13 protein-coding genes and 2 pseudogenes are annotated in these 18065 nt (G+C 69.0%); 8 read left to right on the top strand and 7 right to left on the bottom strand.

What is annotated here, in order from left to right:
- The first annotated feature begins 153 nt into the window (after positions 1-153).
- A complete protein-coding gene (locus tag FAF44_RS05910) occupies positions 154-690 on the top strand; it encodes an EF-hand domain-containing protein (RefSeq protein ID WP_237101987.1) in 537 nt (178 codons plus the stop codon).
- Here the strand turns inward: FAF44_RS05910 and FAF44_RS05905 are convergent.
- Complete coding sequence (locus tag FAF44_RS05905; RefSeq protein ID WP_237101986.1) at positions 667-1230, bottom strand: chorismate pyruvate-lyase family protein; 564 nt, start codon at positions 1228-1230, stop codon at positions 667-669. The two genes, FAF44_RS05910 and FAF44_RS05905, sit on opposite strands and share 24 nt — an antisense overlap.
- 278 nt (positions 1231-1508) lie before the next feature.
- Here FAF44_RS05905 and FAF44_RS05900 point away from each other — a divergent pair, with 278 nt between their 5' ends.
- Positions 1509-2432, top strand: coding sequence for a class I SAM-dependent methyltransferase (locus tag FAF44_RS05900; protein WP_237102063.1), 924 nt, complete (start codon positions 1509-1511; stop codon positions 2430-2432).
- Between the two features lie 46 nt (positions 2433-2478).
- Here the strand turns inward: FAF44_RS05900 and FAF44_RS05895 are convergent, their stop codons facing one another.
- Positions 2479-3564, bottom strand: a complete 1086-nt coding sequence (locus FAF44_RS05895; RefSeq protein ID WP_237101985.1) for a DUF5937 family protein — start codon at positions 3562-3564, stop codon at positions 2479-2481.
- A gap of 99 nt (positions 3565-3663) precedes the next feature.
- Between FAF44_RS05895 and FAF44_RS05890 the strand changes: the two genes are divergently transcribed.
- Together FAF44_RS05890 and FAF44_RS05885 are read left to right on the top strand one after the other, a co-directional pair.
- Positions 3664-4965, top strand: a complete 1302-nt coding sequence (locus FAF44_RS05890) for an MFS transporter (RefSeq protein ID WP_237101983.1) — start codon at positions 3664-3666, stop codon at positions 4963-4965.
- A complete protein-coding gene (locus tag FAF44_RS05885) occupies positions 4959-5303 on the top strand; it encodes a hypothetical protein (protein ID WP_237101981.1) in 345 nt (114 codons plus the stop codon). Before FAF44_RS05890 ends, FAF44_RS05885 begins: the two co-directional genes overlap by 7 nt.
- 34 nt (positions 5304-5337) lie before the next feature.
- On the opposite strand, the gene FAF44_RS05880 is transcribed toward FAF44_RS05885, so the two are convergent.
- Positions 5338-11343, bottom strand: a complete 6006-nt coding sequence (locus tag FAF44_RS05880; protein WP_237101980.1) for a DNRLRE domain-containing protein — start codon at positions 11341-11343, stop codon at positions 5338-5340.
- A 545-nt stretch (positions 11344-11888) separates the two neighbouring features.
- Positions 11889-12380, bottom strand: a complete 492-nt coding sequence (locus FAF44_RS05875) for a WD40 repeat domain-containing protein (RefSeq protein ID WP_237101978.1) — start codon at positions 12378-12380, stop codon at positions 11889-11891.
- A gap of 559 nt (positions 12381-12939) precedes the next feature.
- On the opposite strand from FAF44_RS05875, the pseudogene FAF44_RS05870 reads away from it, so the two are divergent.
- A pseudogene (locus FAF44_RS05870) lies at positions 12940-13401 on the top strand (zinc-binding dehydrogenase); the annotation flags it as partial.
- A gap of 146 nt (positions 13402-13547) precedes the next feature.
- Here the strand turns inward: FAF44_RS05870 and FAF44_RS05865 are convergent.
- Positions 13548-14465: an NADP-dependent oxidoreductase gene (locus FAF44_RS05865; protein ID WP_237101974.1), complete on the bottom strand. Its 918-nt coding sequence runs from the start codon at positions 14463-14465 to the stop codon at positions 13548-13550.
- A 268-nt stretch (positions 14466-14733) separates the two neighbouring features.
- On the opposite strand from FAF44_RS05865, the gene FAF44_RS05860 reads away from it, so the two are divergent.
- Genes FAF44_RS05860 through FAF44_RS05850 form a run of 3 tightly spaced genes read left to right on the top strand, consistent with a single transcriptional unit; the run spans position 14734 to position 16545 of the window.
- The gene (locus FAF44_RS05860) at positions 14734-15303 is read left to right on the top strand and encodes an RNA polymerase sigma factor (RefSeq protein ID WP_237101973.1); all 570 of its coding nucleotides are present in this window, start codon (positions 14734-14736) and stop codon (positions 15301-15303) included.
- Positions 15300-15998, top strand: a complete 699-nt coding sequence (locus tag FAF44_RS05855; protein WP_237101971.1) for a hypothetical protein — start codon at positions 15300-15302, stop codon at positions 15996-15998. Before FAF44_RS05860 ends, FAF44_RS05855 begins: the two co-directional genes overlap by 4 nt.
- 49 nt (positions 15999-16047) lie before the next feature.
- Positions 16048-16545 carry a DinB family protein gene (locus tag FAF44_RS05850; protein WP_237101970.1) on the top strand — a complete coding sequence of 166 codons (498 nt, stop codon included), beginning with the start codon at positions 16048-16050 and terminating at the stop codon, positions 16543-16545.
- 165 nt (positions 16546-16710) lie between these two features.
- Here the strand turns inward: FAF44_RS05850 and FAF44_RS55685 are convergent.
- Both FAF44_RS55685 and FAF44_RS05840 read right to left on the bottom strand, forming a co-directional pair.
- Positions 16711-16969: pseudogene (locus tag FAF44_RS55685) on the bottom strand (hypothetical protein); the annotation flags it as partial.
- 25 nt (positions 16970-16994) lie between these two features.
- A partial coding sequence (locus FAF44_RS05840) for a hypothetical protein (protein WP_237101968.1) occupies positions 16995-18065 on the bottom strand: 1071 nt, incomplete at its 5' end.

Genomic DNA, 18065 nt, shown 5'->3' with positions numbered 1-18065 from the left:
AGCGAAGTGACGGCCGAAGCGAGGCTCGGGCGATGGTGACGGGGCTCGGCATTCGATGTGCCATCACTCAGAGTGGGAGTAACGTTGCTTAAAGTGAGTGAGGGATGGCCGGAACCCGGTTCCATCCCTTCGGTGCCCACGGGGAGGCATGAGATGTCCGAGGACCACCCATCGCGCCTGGCCCGGCTGCGGGCGCGTTTCCTGCTGCTGGACGTCAACGGCGACGGTTACCTGCAGGCCGCGGACTTCGACCTGCTGGCCTGGCGCGTGCTGGACGCGCTCCCCGTCAAGCCGGACTCGGTCCAGGCCGCGGCCCTCCGGGAGGGCTGCCGGACCTATTGGCAAGGGCTGGTCACCACGTCGGGCAAGGACGCCGACGGCCTCGTCAGCTTCGTGGAATACGCGGCGGCCATCCCCGACGACGCCCACTACACCCACTACGGCCAGCCCTACGCCCGCGCCCTCGCCGCCCTGGCCGACTGGAATGAGGACGGCCAGGTCGAACGGGCCGACTTCCTGTCCTGCATGATCGCTATGGGTTTCGCCGAACCGCAGGTCGAGCGGATCTACGCAGAACTGAGCTTCGACGGCGCCGTCCCCGCCGAAGACTGGAAGGCGGCGATCAGGGACTTCTACGTCAGCGCGGCAGCGGACATCCCCGGGCGGCTACTCGCCCGCCGACCAGTGTGACGCCGAGCCGATCGGCACCGGTTCGCCGCGCTGCGTGGTGATCGGTGAGACGACTTCGGGATTGTAGATCTCCCAGATGAGCATCAGGGGCCTCCCCGAGGCGTGAATGAGATACGCCTTGGACGAGGCCTCGTGCCGTGCGCCGAACGGAGCGGCGTCCCATGGTGCCAGGCCCGTGACCAGCGGTTCGCGGACGTGATAGGTGAAGTTGGCGATCAGGTTGAGGCCGATGGGGCGCGTCAGGTCCTCGGCCAGGCAGCGGCCGATGGGGTTGCCCGCCGGAATGATCACCTCGTTGCGGGAGACCGGCCTGCCGTGCTGGTCCAGCAGCAGAGAGCGGCGGACGAAGGCGGTGGCGCCGGGGGCGAGTTGGAGCAGCGCGGGTGAGCGGTCGGGCAGGTGACCGATGGGCCGGGCGCGCACGCTGCGGACACTGGCGCTGATCGACCCGCCGGTGAGTGCCTGGAGCAGCAGCGTGGTCGATCCGTTGCCGGCCAGCAGCATGCGCGTGAGCGGGCTGCTGAAACGGTTGACCGGCACCGGTTGAAGCCCGGCGGGACAGTATGGCGCGCCGCCTCGTACCGGCGGGTGCGTCGGGGACGTCTTCGTACGGGAGCCGCCGCCGAGACCAGGAACGGAAGCGGCCTGTGCCGATTGGCCGGCCATCACACGGTTCTCCATGTCAGCGGGCTGATCGCGGTGATGCGGGCAAGGGAGTCGGCCCGCGGCTGACCGTCTCCGGTGGGGCGTGCCGCGCGGAACGTGGGGTCCTCGAACATGGTCATGTCTCCTCAAAGAATGCGCGGCGTTTGACGGCCATGCTATGCATACTCAATGTAGTCATAAAGTCGCTCTCAGTTGTAGTCGTTGTCTGCAGACCAAGCTGTGAACGGCACCAACGAAAGGGCGGACACACAGTGGCGCACAGCGTTGAAGCACCGAACCCACCCACCTACCTGCTGGGCTCCTCACCCGCCGAACGCGAGAGGCTGATCGCCCAGTGCGATCTTCTCCGTGACGCCTCCCGCGATCTGCTGAGCCGTCTGCCTCTGCCTCGAGACGCACACGCCCTCGACTTCGGCTGCGGGCCCTTGGGCATCCTGGACCTGCTCAGTGATGCGGTGGGTCCCCATGGCACCGTCGTCGGCCTCGACAACGACCAGCAGATGATCACCTCGGCCGAGCTGTCCATCGAGGAGCGAAAGCTGGCCAACGTCTCCGTCACGTGCGGGACGCTGCCATGGAACGGTGGGTCCGGCTTCGATCTGGTCCACTGCCGGCTCCTCCTGATCAACAGCGCCGACCCCGAAGCGATCACGTCATCGATGGTCGCCGCCACTCGCCCGGGTGGCTGGATCGCCATCCAGGAGTTCGACTGGGCGACCTGGCAGTGCGACCCGCCGCACCCGGCCTGGGACCGGCTCAAGGGCCTGCTCGCAGCAGCCTTCGGGGGAGATGTGCAGATCGGTTCGCGGCTCCCGTCACTCCTGCGAACCGCCGGAGCCGGAGACAACCTCCAGGTTGCCGCGCACACCTACTACTGGCGTCCGCATGACCCGTACCAGGTGCTCCTGCTGCACTTCGCCGAACTCTTCCGCGAGCGGATGGCGTCGCGCGGTGTCGACCGGGGACACCTGACCTCCCTCGTCTCGATGCTTCGAGACCACCTGGCTCACCCCGGCACCATCGTCAGGGAGAGTCTGCTCGTCCAGGCGTGGGCGCAGAAGCCGCTTCGGCCATGAGTCTCCGAGGCTGAACCAAGCGCTCGTGTGGCGGCGACCGGAGCGCTCAGCGCAGTACGGCCGCCAGCAGGTCCGCCCCCAGCGCCGTCAGCTCAGGCAGATTGACGGTGTAACGGACGTAACGACCACGCCGCTGAGCCGTGAGCAGGCCCGCTCGGCGCAGGACAGCGAGGTGCCGGGAAACCTCCGGGGGTGAGAGTTCCCAGGCGTGGGCCAGCTCACCGGTGGTGTGCGGGCCGCGGGCCAGGGTGCGCAGCAGCCGCAGCCGTACCGGATGCGCGAGTGCCTCCAGCCGTGACGTGACCGTTTCCAGCGACACCGGCTCCGGCGGACTCGCCTCGGCCACCGGGTACTGCACCACCGGCTGCCACCCGGGCGCGTGGATCACCACCAGGTGCGGGCGGCCGAAGACGCTGGGGAGGAAGGTGACGCCGGTGTCGTGGGCGGCGGTCGCACTGTCCTGCAACTTGTCCACGATGATGTGGTTGCCGTCCGGCGCCAGGGTCACGGCGCCGGAGACCGATGCGAGCGCCGCCTCGATGCCCTGGCGCTTCAGCAGGTCGTTCTTCAGCCGCAGGTCGGTGGCGAGTCGCACGGCGACGCCCGTCCAGGCGGCGTCGAAGAATGCCACGGCACACTGTTCGAGGGTGTGACGCACCCGCGCCCGCACCGCGGCCGGGTCCGCGAGCAGCCGTTCCGCGAATGCCTCCTGGAGCGCGCCGCGGGCCTGGGCCAGGTCCAGGGCCCGCTCGCGCGCCGTCGCGTCGGCCAGCGGCGACGGCCCGGCGAAGTGAACCCGGTTGCTGCCGCACGTGGTGATGAGCGCGGCGGTCACATAGCCTTCGTCGTCGATCCGGTCCACGTCGTCCAACTCCTCGGCGAGGGTCGGCCGGGGACGGGCGGGGACCAGGAAGTCGGCTCGTGAGGAACGCCAGAGGAACTCCGCCTCCCTGAGCCGCTCGGCCAGCTCAGGCCGGAGCCCGGCCCAGACGTCACCGGCCCAGCCGGCGAACTGCGGGTGATGCGCGGGTTCGGCCAGCACGTGCAGCATCGCGGTCAGCTCGGCCAGCGGGGAGGCGGCGAACCGCAGCCGCCCGGACGACCGGCCGCCGATGTCGATCCTCACCGTCATCCCGACATCATCGCTGGTCCGCTGGCCGACGACCGCGTCGGTTGACGGTATCCGTCAACCGGCATGGTCGGCTCGGCGGCCGAACGCACCGTTGACGCCATGGCAACCACCACCAAGATCCGGCCGCGCGCCCTCGTCCATGCCTCCGGAGGCCCCCGCTATGCCGTCGCCCTGGCCGTGGACGCGCTCGGCACCGGCCTGCTGCGGCCCTTCCTGCTGCTCTACGGGATGTCCGTGCTGCGGCTGTCCGCACCGGCCACCGGCATCGCCATGACGGTCGGCGCCGTCGTGGGCCTGGTGTGCCTGCCCGCGGTCGGCCGATGGCTGGACCGGGGCGCGCGCAGCACGGTCGTGGCAGCGTCGATGCTGGTACGGGTGCTGGGCGTGGCGCTGCTGCTGGCCGCCCCGGCGGGGCACGTCTGGCTGTTCACGGCGGCGGCGCTCTTCCTCGGCATCGGCAACCAGGCATGGCCGGCCGCCCACGCGGCCCTCGTGTCCACGGTCGCCGACGGCCGGGAACGCGACGCCGCCCTCGCGGGGGGCCGCGCCCTGCGCAACGCCGGCCTGGGCGCCGGCGCGCTCCTCGCCACCGCATGCCTGGCGGCCGGCACCGCCGCGTTGCAGGCGCTGGCAGCCGTCACCGGGCTCGCCTACCTCGCCGCGGCGGCCCTGGCGTGGTCGGTCCGCGTGCACGCTCATCCGGCCGCTGCCACGGCCAAGGGCGGGGACGACGAGCCCGCACCCCGGATGCGCGCGCTGCTGGCCGCCAACATGATCTACGTCTTCTGCCTCAACGTCCCCGAGATCGCGCTCCCTCTTGTGCTGGTGACGCGGCTGCACGCCGCCCCGGTGTGGTTGGGGGGCATCTTCGTGGCCAACACCGTGCTGGTGGTCACCCTGCAGGTTCCGGTCACCGTCCTGATGTCCCGCTTCCCTCGCCGGTCCGTGCTGGCCCTCGCCGGTGTGGTGCTCACCGCGTCCTACCTCGGCTTCCTCGCGGCCACCTTCCTGGGACACGGCTGGGGTGCGCCGGCCGTCGCCGCGGTGTCCGTGGTCTGCACCCTCGGCGAGATCATGTACGCGGGCAGCGCCACGGCGCTCGTCACCGCCCTCGCCCCGGGGCACGTCCTGGGACGAGCCCTCGCCCGCTTCCAGCTCTCCACGGGCTTCGGCCTCGCCGTCTCCCCGGCGGTCATCACCGCTCTCGCCCCCCACGGCCCGGCCGCCCTCTGGGGCAGCCTCGCCGCCGCGACCCTCCTGTCCGCCTCCGCCGTGCGATCACCAGCTCGCGCGGATCTGAATAAAGGAGCTGACCTTGACCGCCACGAATCGGTAGACGATCATCGATTGACCGGAAAACGGACCGAAGAAGGTACGGAAGGTCGGGTTGGTGCATGGTGAAGGTCATCAGATTCTGGCTGGTTCTCGCATTCATCTCGCTGACGACCTCCTGCGTGCTGGAGAACAACCTTTTCTCGGTGGGCGCGATCGCCGGTTTCCTGGCGGCCGGTTCTCTGGGTGTCCGCCGGCTACGGGACGGGAAACTTCGCGGTACGGGCGAGATGTTCGGCGGCCTCACCTGGATACTCCTGGGCACGATCACCCTGTACCTCGGCTGCCTCCTTTCCTGGCCGTTCCCCGTCGGACCGGCCATCTCCCTGGCCTTTGTCGCCGTCGCGATGGTCCTGGGCGTCCGGAAGGACCTCCGGCAGAGGCGCGAAGCGAGGTCCGCCTCATGAATGGCGACGGACCTCGCGAGGGAAAGCTAACGCACTACCACCAGCAGACCTCGGGGCCCGCGTAGGCTACGAGCCGGTAGGTGTCCTTGTCCCTGCTACGCGTGGCGACGCACTGGCCCTTCTTGTTCTTCTTCACGCAGACTTTCACCTTGTCGTAGACCTTCTTGTATTTCTTCTCCTTGCAGCATGTCTTGTAGGCGTTGGCGCGGCACCATGAAATGGCTCCCGCGTACCAGATGGTCGCCGCGCCGAAGCAAGGAGCGCAGCCGACCCCGAGCGTGGCCGTGCAGGCGACGGCGCAGGCGGCGACCATGCCGCTGTACACGCCGGACGCGACGGTGGCGCAACTCTGGAATCTGGCGTCGTCGAAGACCTGGTAGGTCGCCCCGTAACATTCCCGGCCATCGAGGTCGCGTCCGTTGACGGGATCCTGCAGGGCATAGTCCTGCCTGTTGGCGCATCCGCCCTGTACGGGGTCGGACTGCAACATCCGGCCCGTCACGGGGTTGTACACCCGGACGCCCATGAGAATGACGTCGCCCACCGTGTCGGCGGAGCGTTGCTTGGTGCCCAGCCAGCCGTACCGGTTCGCGCCGGCGGGCGTTTCGCGGGGGGAGCCGAATTCGGTGTACTCGGTGTAGGAGGTGATGCCGGTCGAGCCGGGATCGGCGGTGGCGACGATGTCGCCGTGCAGGTTCGCCAACTGGAGTTGCAGGTGGCCGTTGCTGGCTTGGGTGGCGAGCAGCCCGTTGGGCCCGTTGAGGTAGCGGGTCCAGGAGCCGTCCGCCTCGGCCGTCCAGGAGGGGGTGTCGGCGCTGGAGGAGTAGTGATGGGTGGCCGTGCCGGCGCTGTCGGTCTCCGCGACGACGCGGCCCAGGGGGTCCAGGGCGAAGGTCTGCGTCCGGCCCGCCTGTGTGAGCGAGGCGATCACGTCGTTGGCGTGGTATGCGCTGGTGAGCGCAGTGCCGCCGGACATGTGCGTGCCCGGGGCGGTTGTCACACGGCCGAAGTCGTCGTAGGTGTAGCCGTCGCCGGTGATGCGGTCGGCGGCGTCATACGTGTACGTGGTCGTCGTGGGGGTGGCGCTCGTCGAGCAGGCGCCTGCCTGCGCTCCCGGGTAGCTCTTGAAGCTCGTGCGGTTCGAGTTCCGGTCGAACCCGTACTGCCTGGTGGCGCAGGTGCCGTCGTAGGTGTCCTGGACCTCGGTGAGCCGTCCGGCGGCGTCGTAGGCGTACTGTTGTCGGTCGGCGGGGCTCTGCGAGCGCACGACGCGCGACATGACGTCGGACTGCTCGGTGAAGTTCAGCCAGACCTGGTCGTTCTTGCCGTACTCGAGCCCGGTCTGCGCTCCCGCGTTGTCGAAGCTGGAGGTCACCGTGAGTCCGCCGGGCAGGGACTCCGTGGTGAGGCGGCCGTCCGCGTCGTAGGCGTAGCCGAAGGTGGCGACCCCGGTGATGGCGACCTGTGTCGGCTTGCCGCGCCGTTCTGCTCTGCCGGCGGCGTCGACGCCGTCGTAGGTCATGCTGACCGTGCCCTTGCCGTCGTCGACGGTGGCCGTGCGGCCGAAGGCGTCGTAGGTGAAGGTGGACGTGCCCCCGCCGGCGTCGGTCTGGGAGGACACCCGGCCCAGAGCGTCATGGGTGGTCGTGATGCTCTTCCCGCCGGCGCTCACGGTGGTGGGCGAGCCGGTTGCGGCGTCGTAGCCGTAGGTGATGTCCGGTACGGCGACACCGCCCGCGGCGGGCGGGCTGACCTCGACCCGCAGCGAGGACAGACGGCCGGCCGCGTCATAACTGGACGTCGTGGTCCTCGTCGTGCTGCCCGAGGTCTCGGTCTTGGTGGTGAGCTGGCCGTAGTAGCCGTGGGACATGGTCGCCGCCGGGATCGGAGTGCCCGCGGGCTGCGCCGCCGGAGCGTTGTGGCACTGCATGCCGGCCCACTGCGGCCTGTTCCCGCAGGCGGGCACGCTGGGATGCGGCCCCGCTGTGTAGTAGCTGGTCAGGATGGCGCCGGCGTCGGTGCCGTTGGATGCGGGCATCCGTGACTCGATCGTGCGCCCGGAGGAGTCGTATCGGGTGCGGCGGACGATGTCGGCCTGTCCTGGCATGACCGTGGTGACGCTGGTCGGCGCGCGCAGAGTCCAGCCGGACGTGTCACCGGACCTGATCGGGTCGTACCCGGTCCTGGTCGTCTGGACGTCGCTCGCGCCGGGCGCGACGGTGCCGTCCACGACGGAGGGCCTGACCTCGCTCGTGGTCACGAGGGAGTAGTCGACGTCGCTGGTCGGCTTGCCCTCGTCGTAGGTGTAGGTGGTGTGCCGCCGGGCCGACACCAGTTCTCCCGAGGCGAGTTGCACGGTATGGGTCGGACCTACCTCCTCCAGGAGGTCGGCGAACTGGGAGAAGGTGCTGAGGTCGGCCAGCAGGTATGCACGTTCGGCCGAGCCGGCGGTCGCGGCCACGTACGGGTCGGTGGCGTCGCCGGGTGCCAGCGCCTGGGCGCGGTTGGACGGCGACAGGCTCCAGACGACGTTGCCCAGGTCGTTGTACTGCGTGGCGGAGATCTGCCAGGCTCCCGCGCCGAAGTCGGCGGCATTGACAGGACGGCCGTTGACGTCCATGTAGGTCAGCGAGCCGTGCGCCCAGTCGTTCACGGACGGACTGTAGGTGCCGTCGCTGCCGCGGACCGGCACATGGGAGGCCGGGAAGACGGCGGCTCCCGTGACCGGCAGGTTCGCCGCCTGGCCCCACTTGGTGGTCTGCGTGGCGGTGAGATCGAGGGGAGCGCCGGTGCCGGCGATCGGCACGTCGTACGCGACGGCGGTCGTGAGGGCCGCGGTCCCCTCCTCGCGCTGGACGTGTGCGAGGCGTCCCCGAGTGTCGTAGGCGAGCTGCCACGGTGCCTGTCCAGGTGGGGTGAGCTGGGAAACTCTCCCCTCGCCCGTGTAGTAGTAGACGCCGGCCAGGCCCGTGCGGGGGTCGGTGACCCGGCGCAGATGCCCCGTCGAGTCGTACTCGTAGGACGCCAGCACGGTCGTCCTCATCGCATTCGACTCGGGATCGAACGCGACGAGTGACGCGGACGCGATCTGATCCTTGACGTCGCCCCAGCCGGAACCCACGCCGGTCGCTGTCGTGCTGGTGGCGTAGGAGAACGTCAGCGCCCGGCAACCGGGCGTCAGCGTGGCACCGCACGAGACGCCGTCGGAGACGGGGGACAGGATGCGCGTGATTCTCCCCTGCGTGTCCCGCTGGTAGGTGATGGCGGAATCGGTCGCCGGCTTCTCCGTCCGGGCCACGACCCAGCTCCCCGCCACCTTGATGTAGGTGGTCTTCGCACCGTTGGGGTCCGTGACGACGAGTTGCTCTCCCGAGGTGGCGATACGGCTGCCGTCGGAGGCTTCCGCGATGCCGACGAAGTCGTCGTCGTCCTTGGTGTAGGTGTAGGTGGAGCCGTCCGGGCCGAGCAACTGGATCCATCCCGCGTTGCCGTGGTCGGACGGCGTGAACTCGGCCACCCAGGAGGGGGTCGCCGGGAAGCTGGCCTGCCAGCCCGGGCCGAACACCTTGGCCTCGGCCGGAACCGTCGGCTCGAAGGACGGGTCCAGGGAACGGTGGGTACGTGCCAACTCGACGCCGAACGCACCGGCGTCGGTGACCTTCATCGAGAAGTCGCCGTTCAGGAGAGCGACCGTGCCCGGACCGAGGTCCTGGGTCGCGTGAGTGCCGCCGAGCGCGGACCGGCTGAGCTCCATCTCCACCGGCCGGGAGCACTCGGTCTCGGACGATCCGCCGCTGAAGCAGGCGCGAAGCTGGACGGCGCCGTCCAGGCCACCGATGTCCTTCAGCGTCTTGGCCAGGTCCCAGGAATGACCCGGGAAATCGGCCGCGGTGTTCGTACGGACGAGCGGCCATCCCGCGATCGGGGTGCCGGTGCCGGGCACGAACACGTCCCCGGCCGGTACCTGCTGCCAGGTCGCCCAGGGGTAGGAACTCGTGGCGTACTCGTAGGTGACGGCCGTACGGCTCGGCGGCGCCGCGGCGTCGAGCGTCACCAGGCGGTGCGTCCGCGTCTGCTTCTGAGCGGTGACCAGGCCACCCGGGCCGACGCCGAAACTGTAGGAGACGGTCGGTGAGGTGTTGTGGGCCTTGTCGCGAGTCTTCACATAGATGGTGTGCCAGCCGTCGGAGAGGTACTGCTCGATCGTGCGGGACTCACCGAGCGAGTCCTCCCACAGCCCGGCTTCCTCCAGTTCGATCGGGAACGGCAGGTCGACGCCCCAGATGTACTCCGTGACGTCCTTCGACGTCGATCCGAAACCGCACTCGGTCTCCGACTCCATCCGGGGGCCCCACGAGTTCTCGGCGTAGGGGAAGGAACACCACACCTCCGGCGCGGCGGGCGGCGTGGCGTCGATGTTCACGCTCTGCCATTGTGACCAGGCGGACGCCAGAGTCCCGTCGACCGCGCGGCTGCGCCAGCGCAATCTCCACCCGTCGCTGAGCACGCCCTGCGGAATCGTGACCTTGGCGACCTCACCCGCTCGGACATCATCGGCCGAACCCGACCAGATCAGACCGCTGCCCTGGCCGCCGGCGGAAGGGTCGTGCTCGACCTCGAAGTCCGCTCGCAGGGTCGCGGCGGTTCCGCGCACTCCGGCGTGCAGGGTCGGGGTCGTCGTCGTGGTGAACAGCCTGCCGCTGATCTGCGGATCCTGGCCGACCGGGGGGTTCAGCGGCCGGGTGGGGCTGGCCACGGGGACGGTGCGCAGGTGCTCCACCCACGGGGTCGCCCCGAACGTCACGACCAGCTTGGGCGCGTCAGCTCCGCCGTCGCGGAAGTCCCAGGCGAAGGTCGGCCGGCTCTTGTCCTCCGTGGTGGCGCGCAGCATCAACCCATGACCGGCGGCTCCGGTCGCCCACGCCTGGGCGATCTCGGTGACGGCGATGCTCCAGGGCACGTCGGCGGCGGGGGAGGAGTTGGGGGTGCAGATGCTCGGCGGTGTGGACGTCACCTGGCCGGCGGTGGTCACGGCCGGCTGGGAACTCCAGAAGACGTTCTCCGTGTTCCAGGCTCCGGTGATGCGCTGAATCTGGAGTCGCTGGTCAGTGGGGCAACCCCACAGATCGCCGACGAGTTCCAGCCGTGCGTTCGTCACGGCCTGTCCGGCGAGGGCCGCAGCGTCGAAGGACAGCAGCGAACGGTAGAAGACCTTGGCCGACCAGTCGGAACAGGTCCAGTCGGTCAGGCTGACCTCGATCTTGTAGGCGAGCCACTGGTCGCCGTCGGGGCAGGGCGAATTGATCGCGCGTCCCTGTCCCAGAGGCAGGGTGACGGCGGAGTCGACCGTCACCGGGTAGGTCGTGGCGGGGTCGAGGAGAAAGTCCGGATCAGGCTTGAGTACCAGAACCTGACGTCCGTCGCTGGTCGTCGTCACCTTCGTATCGACGGCGCCGGTCGGGGGAGACTGCGTTTCAGGCGATCGCGCCTGGCCGGGCGGGACCGCCTGGTTCCCGGACATGACCGGTCTCGGCGCGGCCGCGAACACCTTTCCCTTGTCGTCTGCCAGCCGTAATCCGCCCTGCCTGGTTTCGGAAAGCGTCAGCCCTTCGCCGTGCAGCGGAAAGACGAACTCGACGGACTCGGCAGGACGTTGCCGCAGTACCACCTCCTGCCGGACGCCGGTGGACAGCGCGGTCACGACCAGGTCGGCCCCCGGCCCGGCGGCGTCGGTGAACGTGGCCTTGTTCCCGGCCAGAGTGGGAACCGGCAGCGCCTTCGGCCAGGAGACGGCGAATTCCTTGTCTTCCTCCGGCGCCAGTTTCACCAGCGGTCTGCCGGAGCCGCCACCGGAAATCTCTACCCGGCCCAGCGTGGCCTTCGGCCGCACCAGCCCTTCGGCGGCGACAAGGGTGGTGTCGACGGGCGTCCACGCGTCATCCTGCTTTATTCTCGCGGGACCGCTGGACGCCTCCAAGGTGATGGTGCCGTCAGGGTTGGCGTAGGTGAGCGTGGATTCGGTGGTCTCTTCCGCGACCATTACCCGGCTGTTCTGCAGCCGCGCGGACAATGCGGCGGACACGCGGTCCGGCCGTTCTGTCACCGGCGTCGTGGCCTGTGCCTGGTTTGCAGATGAGGCAGGTAAGGGGGGCGCTGCCTGCGCGGCGCCGGGAGGTGTGAGAGTGACGAGCACTGCGGTCGCGGTGATGACGGTGCCAATAATCCGGCTGGTTTTCCGAGTACGGTTTCCGGGCACGCCAAAACCGCGGCGATGAGGGGTGGCCATCGGGCTCCTGTTACATCATTGGGGCCAGAGCATGGAGAGTGTACCCACGAAGATCGAAAATTTGCCAGTAAAGAAATGTGACAAACGCGCCACGGAAAGTGGCTTTCCACAATCTCTTATAGGTGGCCTGTTTTACGGCTTGCTCACCACTATTGCATTCAGCATTTTTTGATGTTACGGTTTATGGCCGTTTAATGTGGCTGCGATTTGCGCCTCATGCTGAGTTTCGCGTCAACCGGCGCAGGCGTCCTTCCCGTGGTACGCGCGGTCCGAGGTGAGGGAGGCCCAGGCGGCGGGTGTCAGCCAGTTGGCGACCCGGGCGCAGACCCTCCGCGCCAGGGCGTCGGGGCGAGATCGATCTCCCTGACCGTGCCGCCGGCCGAGACGAGGACGAGCCGCTCGACCCCGCTCTCGTCGAAGTACAGCCGTTTGAGCGGGGCGGGTCCCATGGGGACGGCATCACCCAGCCGGCGCATCGCGGGAAGCTCCCAGAGCTGGGCGTCGCCGCCGGTCTCCTGGACCGCGAGGAGCCGGCCGTCCCGGCTGAGCGCGACAGCGCCGTCGCTCTTCACCAGGCCGGCGGTCGGGACGGGCTCGCCCACCGGGACCATGTCCCGCACGTCCCAGACCGTGGTGGAGTTGAGGCCGCGCACGGCGAGGAACGTCCCGTCGGAGGAGAAGGCCAGCCGTCCGGCTCCCTCCAGATACTGGCGCTTGGGCAGCGAGCCGATCTCCCGTCCCGAGGACAGCTCGCGCAGGACGACGGCGCCGTCGTCCCGCAGGATCGCCACGGCGGAGCCGTCGGGGCGCGCGGCCCAGGTGACGGCCTGGCCGGTTCACGCACCGACCACCGCCTCGACGACGTGGCCAGGTCCCACAGCTCGATGTCCTGCCGCTGGTCCACGATTCTCAGTACCAGCAGCCGCCGGCCGTCAGGACTGAGTGCGGCGGCCAGGCCCTCGCCGTGCGGGCCCACAGACAACCGCCGGCGTTCGGACGCCGCTGGGCCGATCACGGTCACGGTCCCGTCCGCGGCGAGCACGCTCGCGGCCCCCGTGTGCGAGAAGGACACCAGACCCTCCAGGGAGCCGGAGTCGTGCCAGGCGAGCAGCGGCAATCGCTCGGGCATGCCCTCCTCGAACAGCGGCCGCCCGGTGGCCGCCTCGGTGAGGCGCAGCATGGTGCGCCCGCCGGAGCCCGGCCCGATCCACGCGCCGAGCCCGCCGCCGGGGCCGAGGAGCATGAGCCGGCCGCCGGGAGCGGGCAGCGTCCGGTCGACTGCGGTCAGCGACCTGACGTCCACGAGCCTGACCGTGCCCGAGCCGTCCTGGACGGCGGCGAGAGCCCGGTCGGGGCTACGCCACCGTCATCGGCACGGCCGGGGAGCACCACCACGACTTCTTGCGCACGCTGGGCTGCGCGCCGACGACGTACGGGCCGGGCCTGGTCGAACGGGTCCGCGCGCTGGCACCGGGCGGGGTGGACGCGGTGTTCGACTGCGCAGGAGGGGCGCTGCCCGACCTGATCGCCATCACCGGGAACCCGGCGCGCGTGGTGACGATCGCTCCCGACCGCACCGCAGCGGCCCTCGGCGTGCACCTGTCGCACGGCGTGCCGGCCGGCGACACAGCGGCGGCCGTAGGAGCCGCCGACCCGCTGGCGGTGCACGGCCTCGGTATCGCGGTCGAGCTCGCCGGGCAGGGCCGGCTGCGCGTGCCGGTCGCAGCGGCGTTCCCGCTCACCGAGGCGGCCGCAGCGCACGAGCTGAGCGAACGCCGCCACTCTCGCGGGAAGATCGTGCTGGTGAACTGACCGGCCCGGCCCAGGCAGACGCTCCGCCTCAGCTCCCCGGCCCGCCTGCGTGCCCGAACCACCTTCACGCAATTGACCCGCTGGACGACGCCGGAACCCGCCGGCGGCGTCCACGGCGCTCAGCCGTACCAGGGGCAGGCGGTGGCTCAGGTGCGCACCCGGATGACGGTCTTACCCTTGCGCCGCCCGGCCGGGTTGAGCGCGGGGATGGCGTCGTCGAGGGTCGTGACGGTTCCGATGTGCGTGCGAAGGCGTCCGTCTCGCACCCGGTCGACGATCTCCACCAGTTGGCTCGGAACGGACTCGACGACGAAGTCGACCGCCAAGCCGTCGGCGGGGCGAGTCGCAACGGGCCCGACCACCGACACCAGCGTCCCGCCAGGACGGATGATGCCCGCCGAGCGCCTTTGGATGTCACCGCCGATGACATCGAAGACCAGGTCGACCCCGCCGATGTCGTCGAGATCCTCGTGGTCGAGGTCGAGGAACTCGTTCGCGCCGAAGTCGAGCGCCGCCTGGCGGTCCGCCGCCCGGCCGGTGCCGATGACGTAGGCGCCGAACTCCCGCGCGAGCTGCGTCACCACGGATCCGACCGCGCCGGCGGCGCCGTGTGCGAGGACGCTCTGCCCCGCCTGCAGACGGCCGTGCTGCAACAGGCCCTGCCACGCGGTCAGGCCCGAGATCGGCAGACTCGCTCCCACCGTGAGGTCGACGTTCCCCGGCAGCGGCGCGAGGTTGCGTGCCTCCACGGCTGCGTACTCGGCCAGCGTTCCGTCGCGGTGCCAGTCCGTGATCCCGAACACCCGCTGTCCCAGGGAGAGCCCCGTCGTGCCGTAGCCGAGCGAGGAGACCACTCCGGCGAACTCGTGGCCGATGATCGCCTGGGCGCGATCGTGACCGGAGCGATCGACCCACGTCGAGGGCCACTCCCACTCCGCGGGCACGAAACCCGACGCGTGGACCTCAACGACGACGTCGTTGATCGCCGGCGTCGGCTCAGGCCGCTCGGCGAGGGTGATCCCGGCCGCTTCGGCGGCCCGATCCATCGCGACGATCGCCTTCATGAGTGCCTCCGTACCTCTCGTGCCCGCCGACTCTGCGCGCTCCCCTTGGGCCTGCTACCCACGAACGCCAGTCAACACGACACAGCTATGAGCCCGTCAGGCAGAAGCACCCGGTCGGACCTCGGAGCCGAGGACGAGCAGGCGTTGTTGCCGGCAGCGTCGTTGCGGGCGTGGCACTTCATCGGTTCGGCTCGAAGACGGGCGTGAACCATTTCGGTCCGGCGCGGTAAGAGTACGTGTGACCGGCATACGCCAAGAAGGGGTCGCCATGCATGACCCCATACGCGACGTCATCAAGGCTGACGATGCGGCCCTCATCGAGAGGTCGCTGACCGAGCCGGAGACCTTCGCCGTTCTGTTCGACCGGCATGCGCCGTACCTCCATCGTTACGTGGTCCGGCGACTGGGCCCCAGCGATGCCGAGGACGTCGTGGCCGACACCTTTCTGACCGCCTTCCAGCGCCGGGGCGATTTCGACAAGGCCCGCGCCGACGCTCGCCCCTGGCTGTACGGCATCGCCTCCAACCTGATCGGCAAGCATCGGCGCACCGAGATGAGCCTCTACCGCGCCTACATCCGCAGTGGGGTGCATCCGGCGGAGGTGTCCGGCGCACCGGTCGAGGACGGGGTCGGCACCCTGGCCGTCAACCGGCCGCTGGCACAGGCGTTACTGAAACTCAACCGAGCCGATCGCGATGTGCTGCTGCTCGTCGCCTGGGCCGAACTGAGCTACCAGGAGGTCGCGGACGCACTTGCCATCCCTCTGGGGACCGTGCGCTCGCGACTCAACCGGGCCCGCACCCGGGTTCGTCAGACACTGGAACGAGGAGCAGAATGATGGACGAGCTCAAGACCATGTGGGCGACTGTTCCCCCGGGCACTCCAGACGACCTCGCCGGAGCGCGGCGGCGGCTGCTGGACGGAATGGACGGCCCACCCGCGCGCCGGCGCATCCTCGGGGGAGGCCGGGCGATCTTCACCGGTCCACGGCTGCTGGTCGCGGCCGGTGTCGCGGTGGCCGCTGTCGCCGTACCGCTGGTGATCGGGGACGGCGACCCCGCTTACGCGGTGGCGAAGAACCCCGACGGCACGCTGATCGTGACGATCTACGAGCTGCAGGATCCCGAAGGCTTGCAGGCCGCGCTGAACGACCAGGGCATCAAGGCCGACGTCACCTACAACCCACGGGACAAGAAGTGCGCGCCCGGCCGGTTCGTCGGCGCGGACTACATGTACGGCTCGCCTGACCCCAGGCACATGACCGCGGAGCAACGTCAGGAGTTCTACCGGCCAGAGCACTGGCGGTCCAGGGACGTCACCCGCCCCATCGCCAAGGACAAGTTCAGGATCTCCCCGAACTTCATGAGGCATGGAGAGACCCTGGTGCTGGAGTTCAGGCTCGGCAACGATCCGGGGGTCGGCTGGAGCCTGGGGACCTGGCTGGCCAAGGCGGGCAGCTCCGTGCGGCCCTGCACCCTCGTGGATGAGGGCGGGTACGACAAGGAGCACGCCAAGGAGATGGCGGGAGGCTGACAGTGAGGCTCCTGCGGGCGAGTGGCGGGGCGACTGTTACGTTCTGGGCATGAAAAGAGTCCCGTTCACCGGCGATGAGAAGGAAAGCCTCCAGGCCAGCATGGACCGGCATCGCGACGCGGTGCTGTGGAAGGTCGAGGGCCTGGACGACGAGGCCCTGCGACGCCCCATGACCCCGTCCGGGACGAACCTCCTGGGCCTGGTCAAGCATCTGGCGGCCGTCGAGTACTGGTGGTTCGCCGACACGTTCGGGCAGGAGCACGAGGAGCTCCCGTTCGACGACGATGACGAGGACGCCGACCTGCGCGTCGACCCCGGCGAGAGCACGGCCGACGTCCTCGCCTTCTACGCCCGCGCCCGCGCGTCCTCGGACGCGGTCATCGAGAAGTTCGGCCTCGAGGACCTCGGCACCAACGAGCGCGGCGAGAAGATGACGCTGCGCTGGGTGCTCATCCACATGATCGAAGAGACCGCCCGGCACGTCGGCCACATGGACATCGTGCGCGAACTCATCGACGGCGCGAGCGGCGACCACCCGCGCGCCTAGTGCGGTGAGCGGAAGCGATCACCAGGTCGGGTGCGGATTTTCGGGCGGCCGGTGTGAGGGGCCGGCCGCCCCGGCGGAGACCCTTCTCGTCACGGATGCGGACACGTTCGCGGCGTTGGGCGGCCGGCACGTCGGGGTGACGGGCGTGGGCGTTACGCCGGCGCAGGCCAGCCCGATCTCGTTGACGCGGTGGATCGCATCGCGCACGGTGACCTCATCGGCCTGCGCCAGGTGAGCGATAACCGGCACGGTGTTGCCACCCGCTGAGGCCAGCAGGATCATCGTCCGCCGGTAGCGGACCGTGCTCATCGTGCCGCACAATCCGCTGCAGCTTCTGCCCTTCCTGGTCCGTGAGCCTGCGGACCTTGACCAGTTGCGTGACCCCGCCTCCAAAGCGCCGATCGAACGTGATCAGCACCGTCATGCTGCTCGGCATGGCTTCCGCAGCTTCAGCTCAAGGGAATCCAGTGGATGGCGCCGAGATATGAATCAACGCCAACGATTTGCCACCGTTCCCCCTTCCGGAGGGGAATTGTAAAGGAACTGTACACCCCTTCCAGGAATACATAATCTTCGGTGCGGTATTGGCCGCGCCGGTCGATCAGAGCGAACTGTCCATGGCATCCGTCTTCGCCTAACGTCTGGATGAATATGAGACCGTCCTGCTCGACGTCGAAATATTTTGTCGCCCCCCAGCCGCCTGCCACATCGCCGGTGATTTCAGGGTCGATCTTGATGGGCTCCTCGAACAAGGAGGCAAGGCTGGCCTTGCCTTTGACTGCCAGATTGCCGTCGACCCCCAGGTCGCCGATGACTGTCAGCCCGCTCGAACCAATGGTGGTGAGCTTGTCCCCGGTTCCCGGAGAGCCGACCGCAAGATCGCTCAGGGTCGGGTTGTTGACGGTGATGGTGAGGCTGGCGTACTGGTAGACCGGCTGGAAGCCGGTGGCTGGTTGCCGGGTTCCGGAGGTGACGGATGCCTTCAGGGTGAAGGTGGTGTCTTTGCGGATCTGGTATTTGTCTTTCCGGATGGTGCAGAAGGTTTTGTCTCCGGCGCAGAGGACCGTGCCGTCGCCGTCGTACAGCTCGAAGTAGGTGCCGTTGCTCTCCCAGGTGAAATGGATGTCATCGCCGGCGTTGAAGTTCGTCTTGGGAGTGGTCGGTTTGTTCGGGTCGCCGGCCACGAAGCTGTGCAGGTAGAAGAGGGGTGCTGCGGTGGGCAGGGTTAGTTCGAGTGTGTCCTTGAGGGTGCATGCGCCGGCGCTCGTGCCCGAGGTTTCGGTGCACAGGAAGATGAGCGGGCTGCCGGTGGTGGTGGCGAGTTTGCCGTCGATGCTGAAGGTCAGCGGTTCTTCAATGATTTCGAACTGCGGTATTCCGGGGCGAAAGACGACGTGGTGGTAGTTCGTGTTGCCGCTGAGTCTGGAGTTGGCCCAGTTTGGTAGACACCTGATCTCTGGGGAACCCTGGTCCCCGGAAGAAGGAGTCTGCAGTGCCAAACAACTATCCGCCGGAGTTTC

It is taken from the genome of Nonomuraea sp. MG754425, assembly GCF_021699195.1.
Taxonomy (GTDB): Bacteria; Actinomycetota; Actinomycetes; order Streptosporangiales; family Streptosporangiaceae; genus Nonomuraea.
Note: the sequence above shows the minus strand (reverse complement) of the source record. Positions and strands in the feature narration are given on the sequence as shown.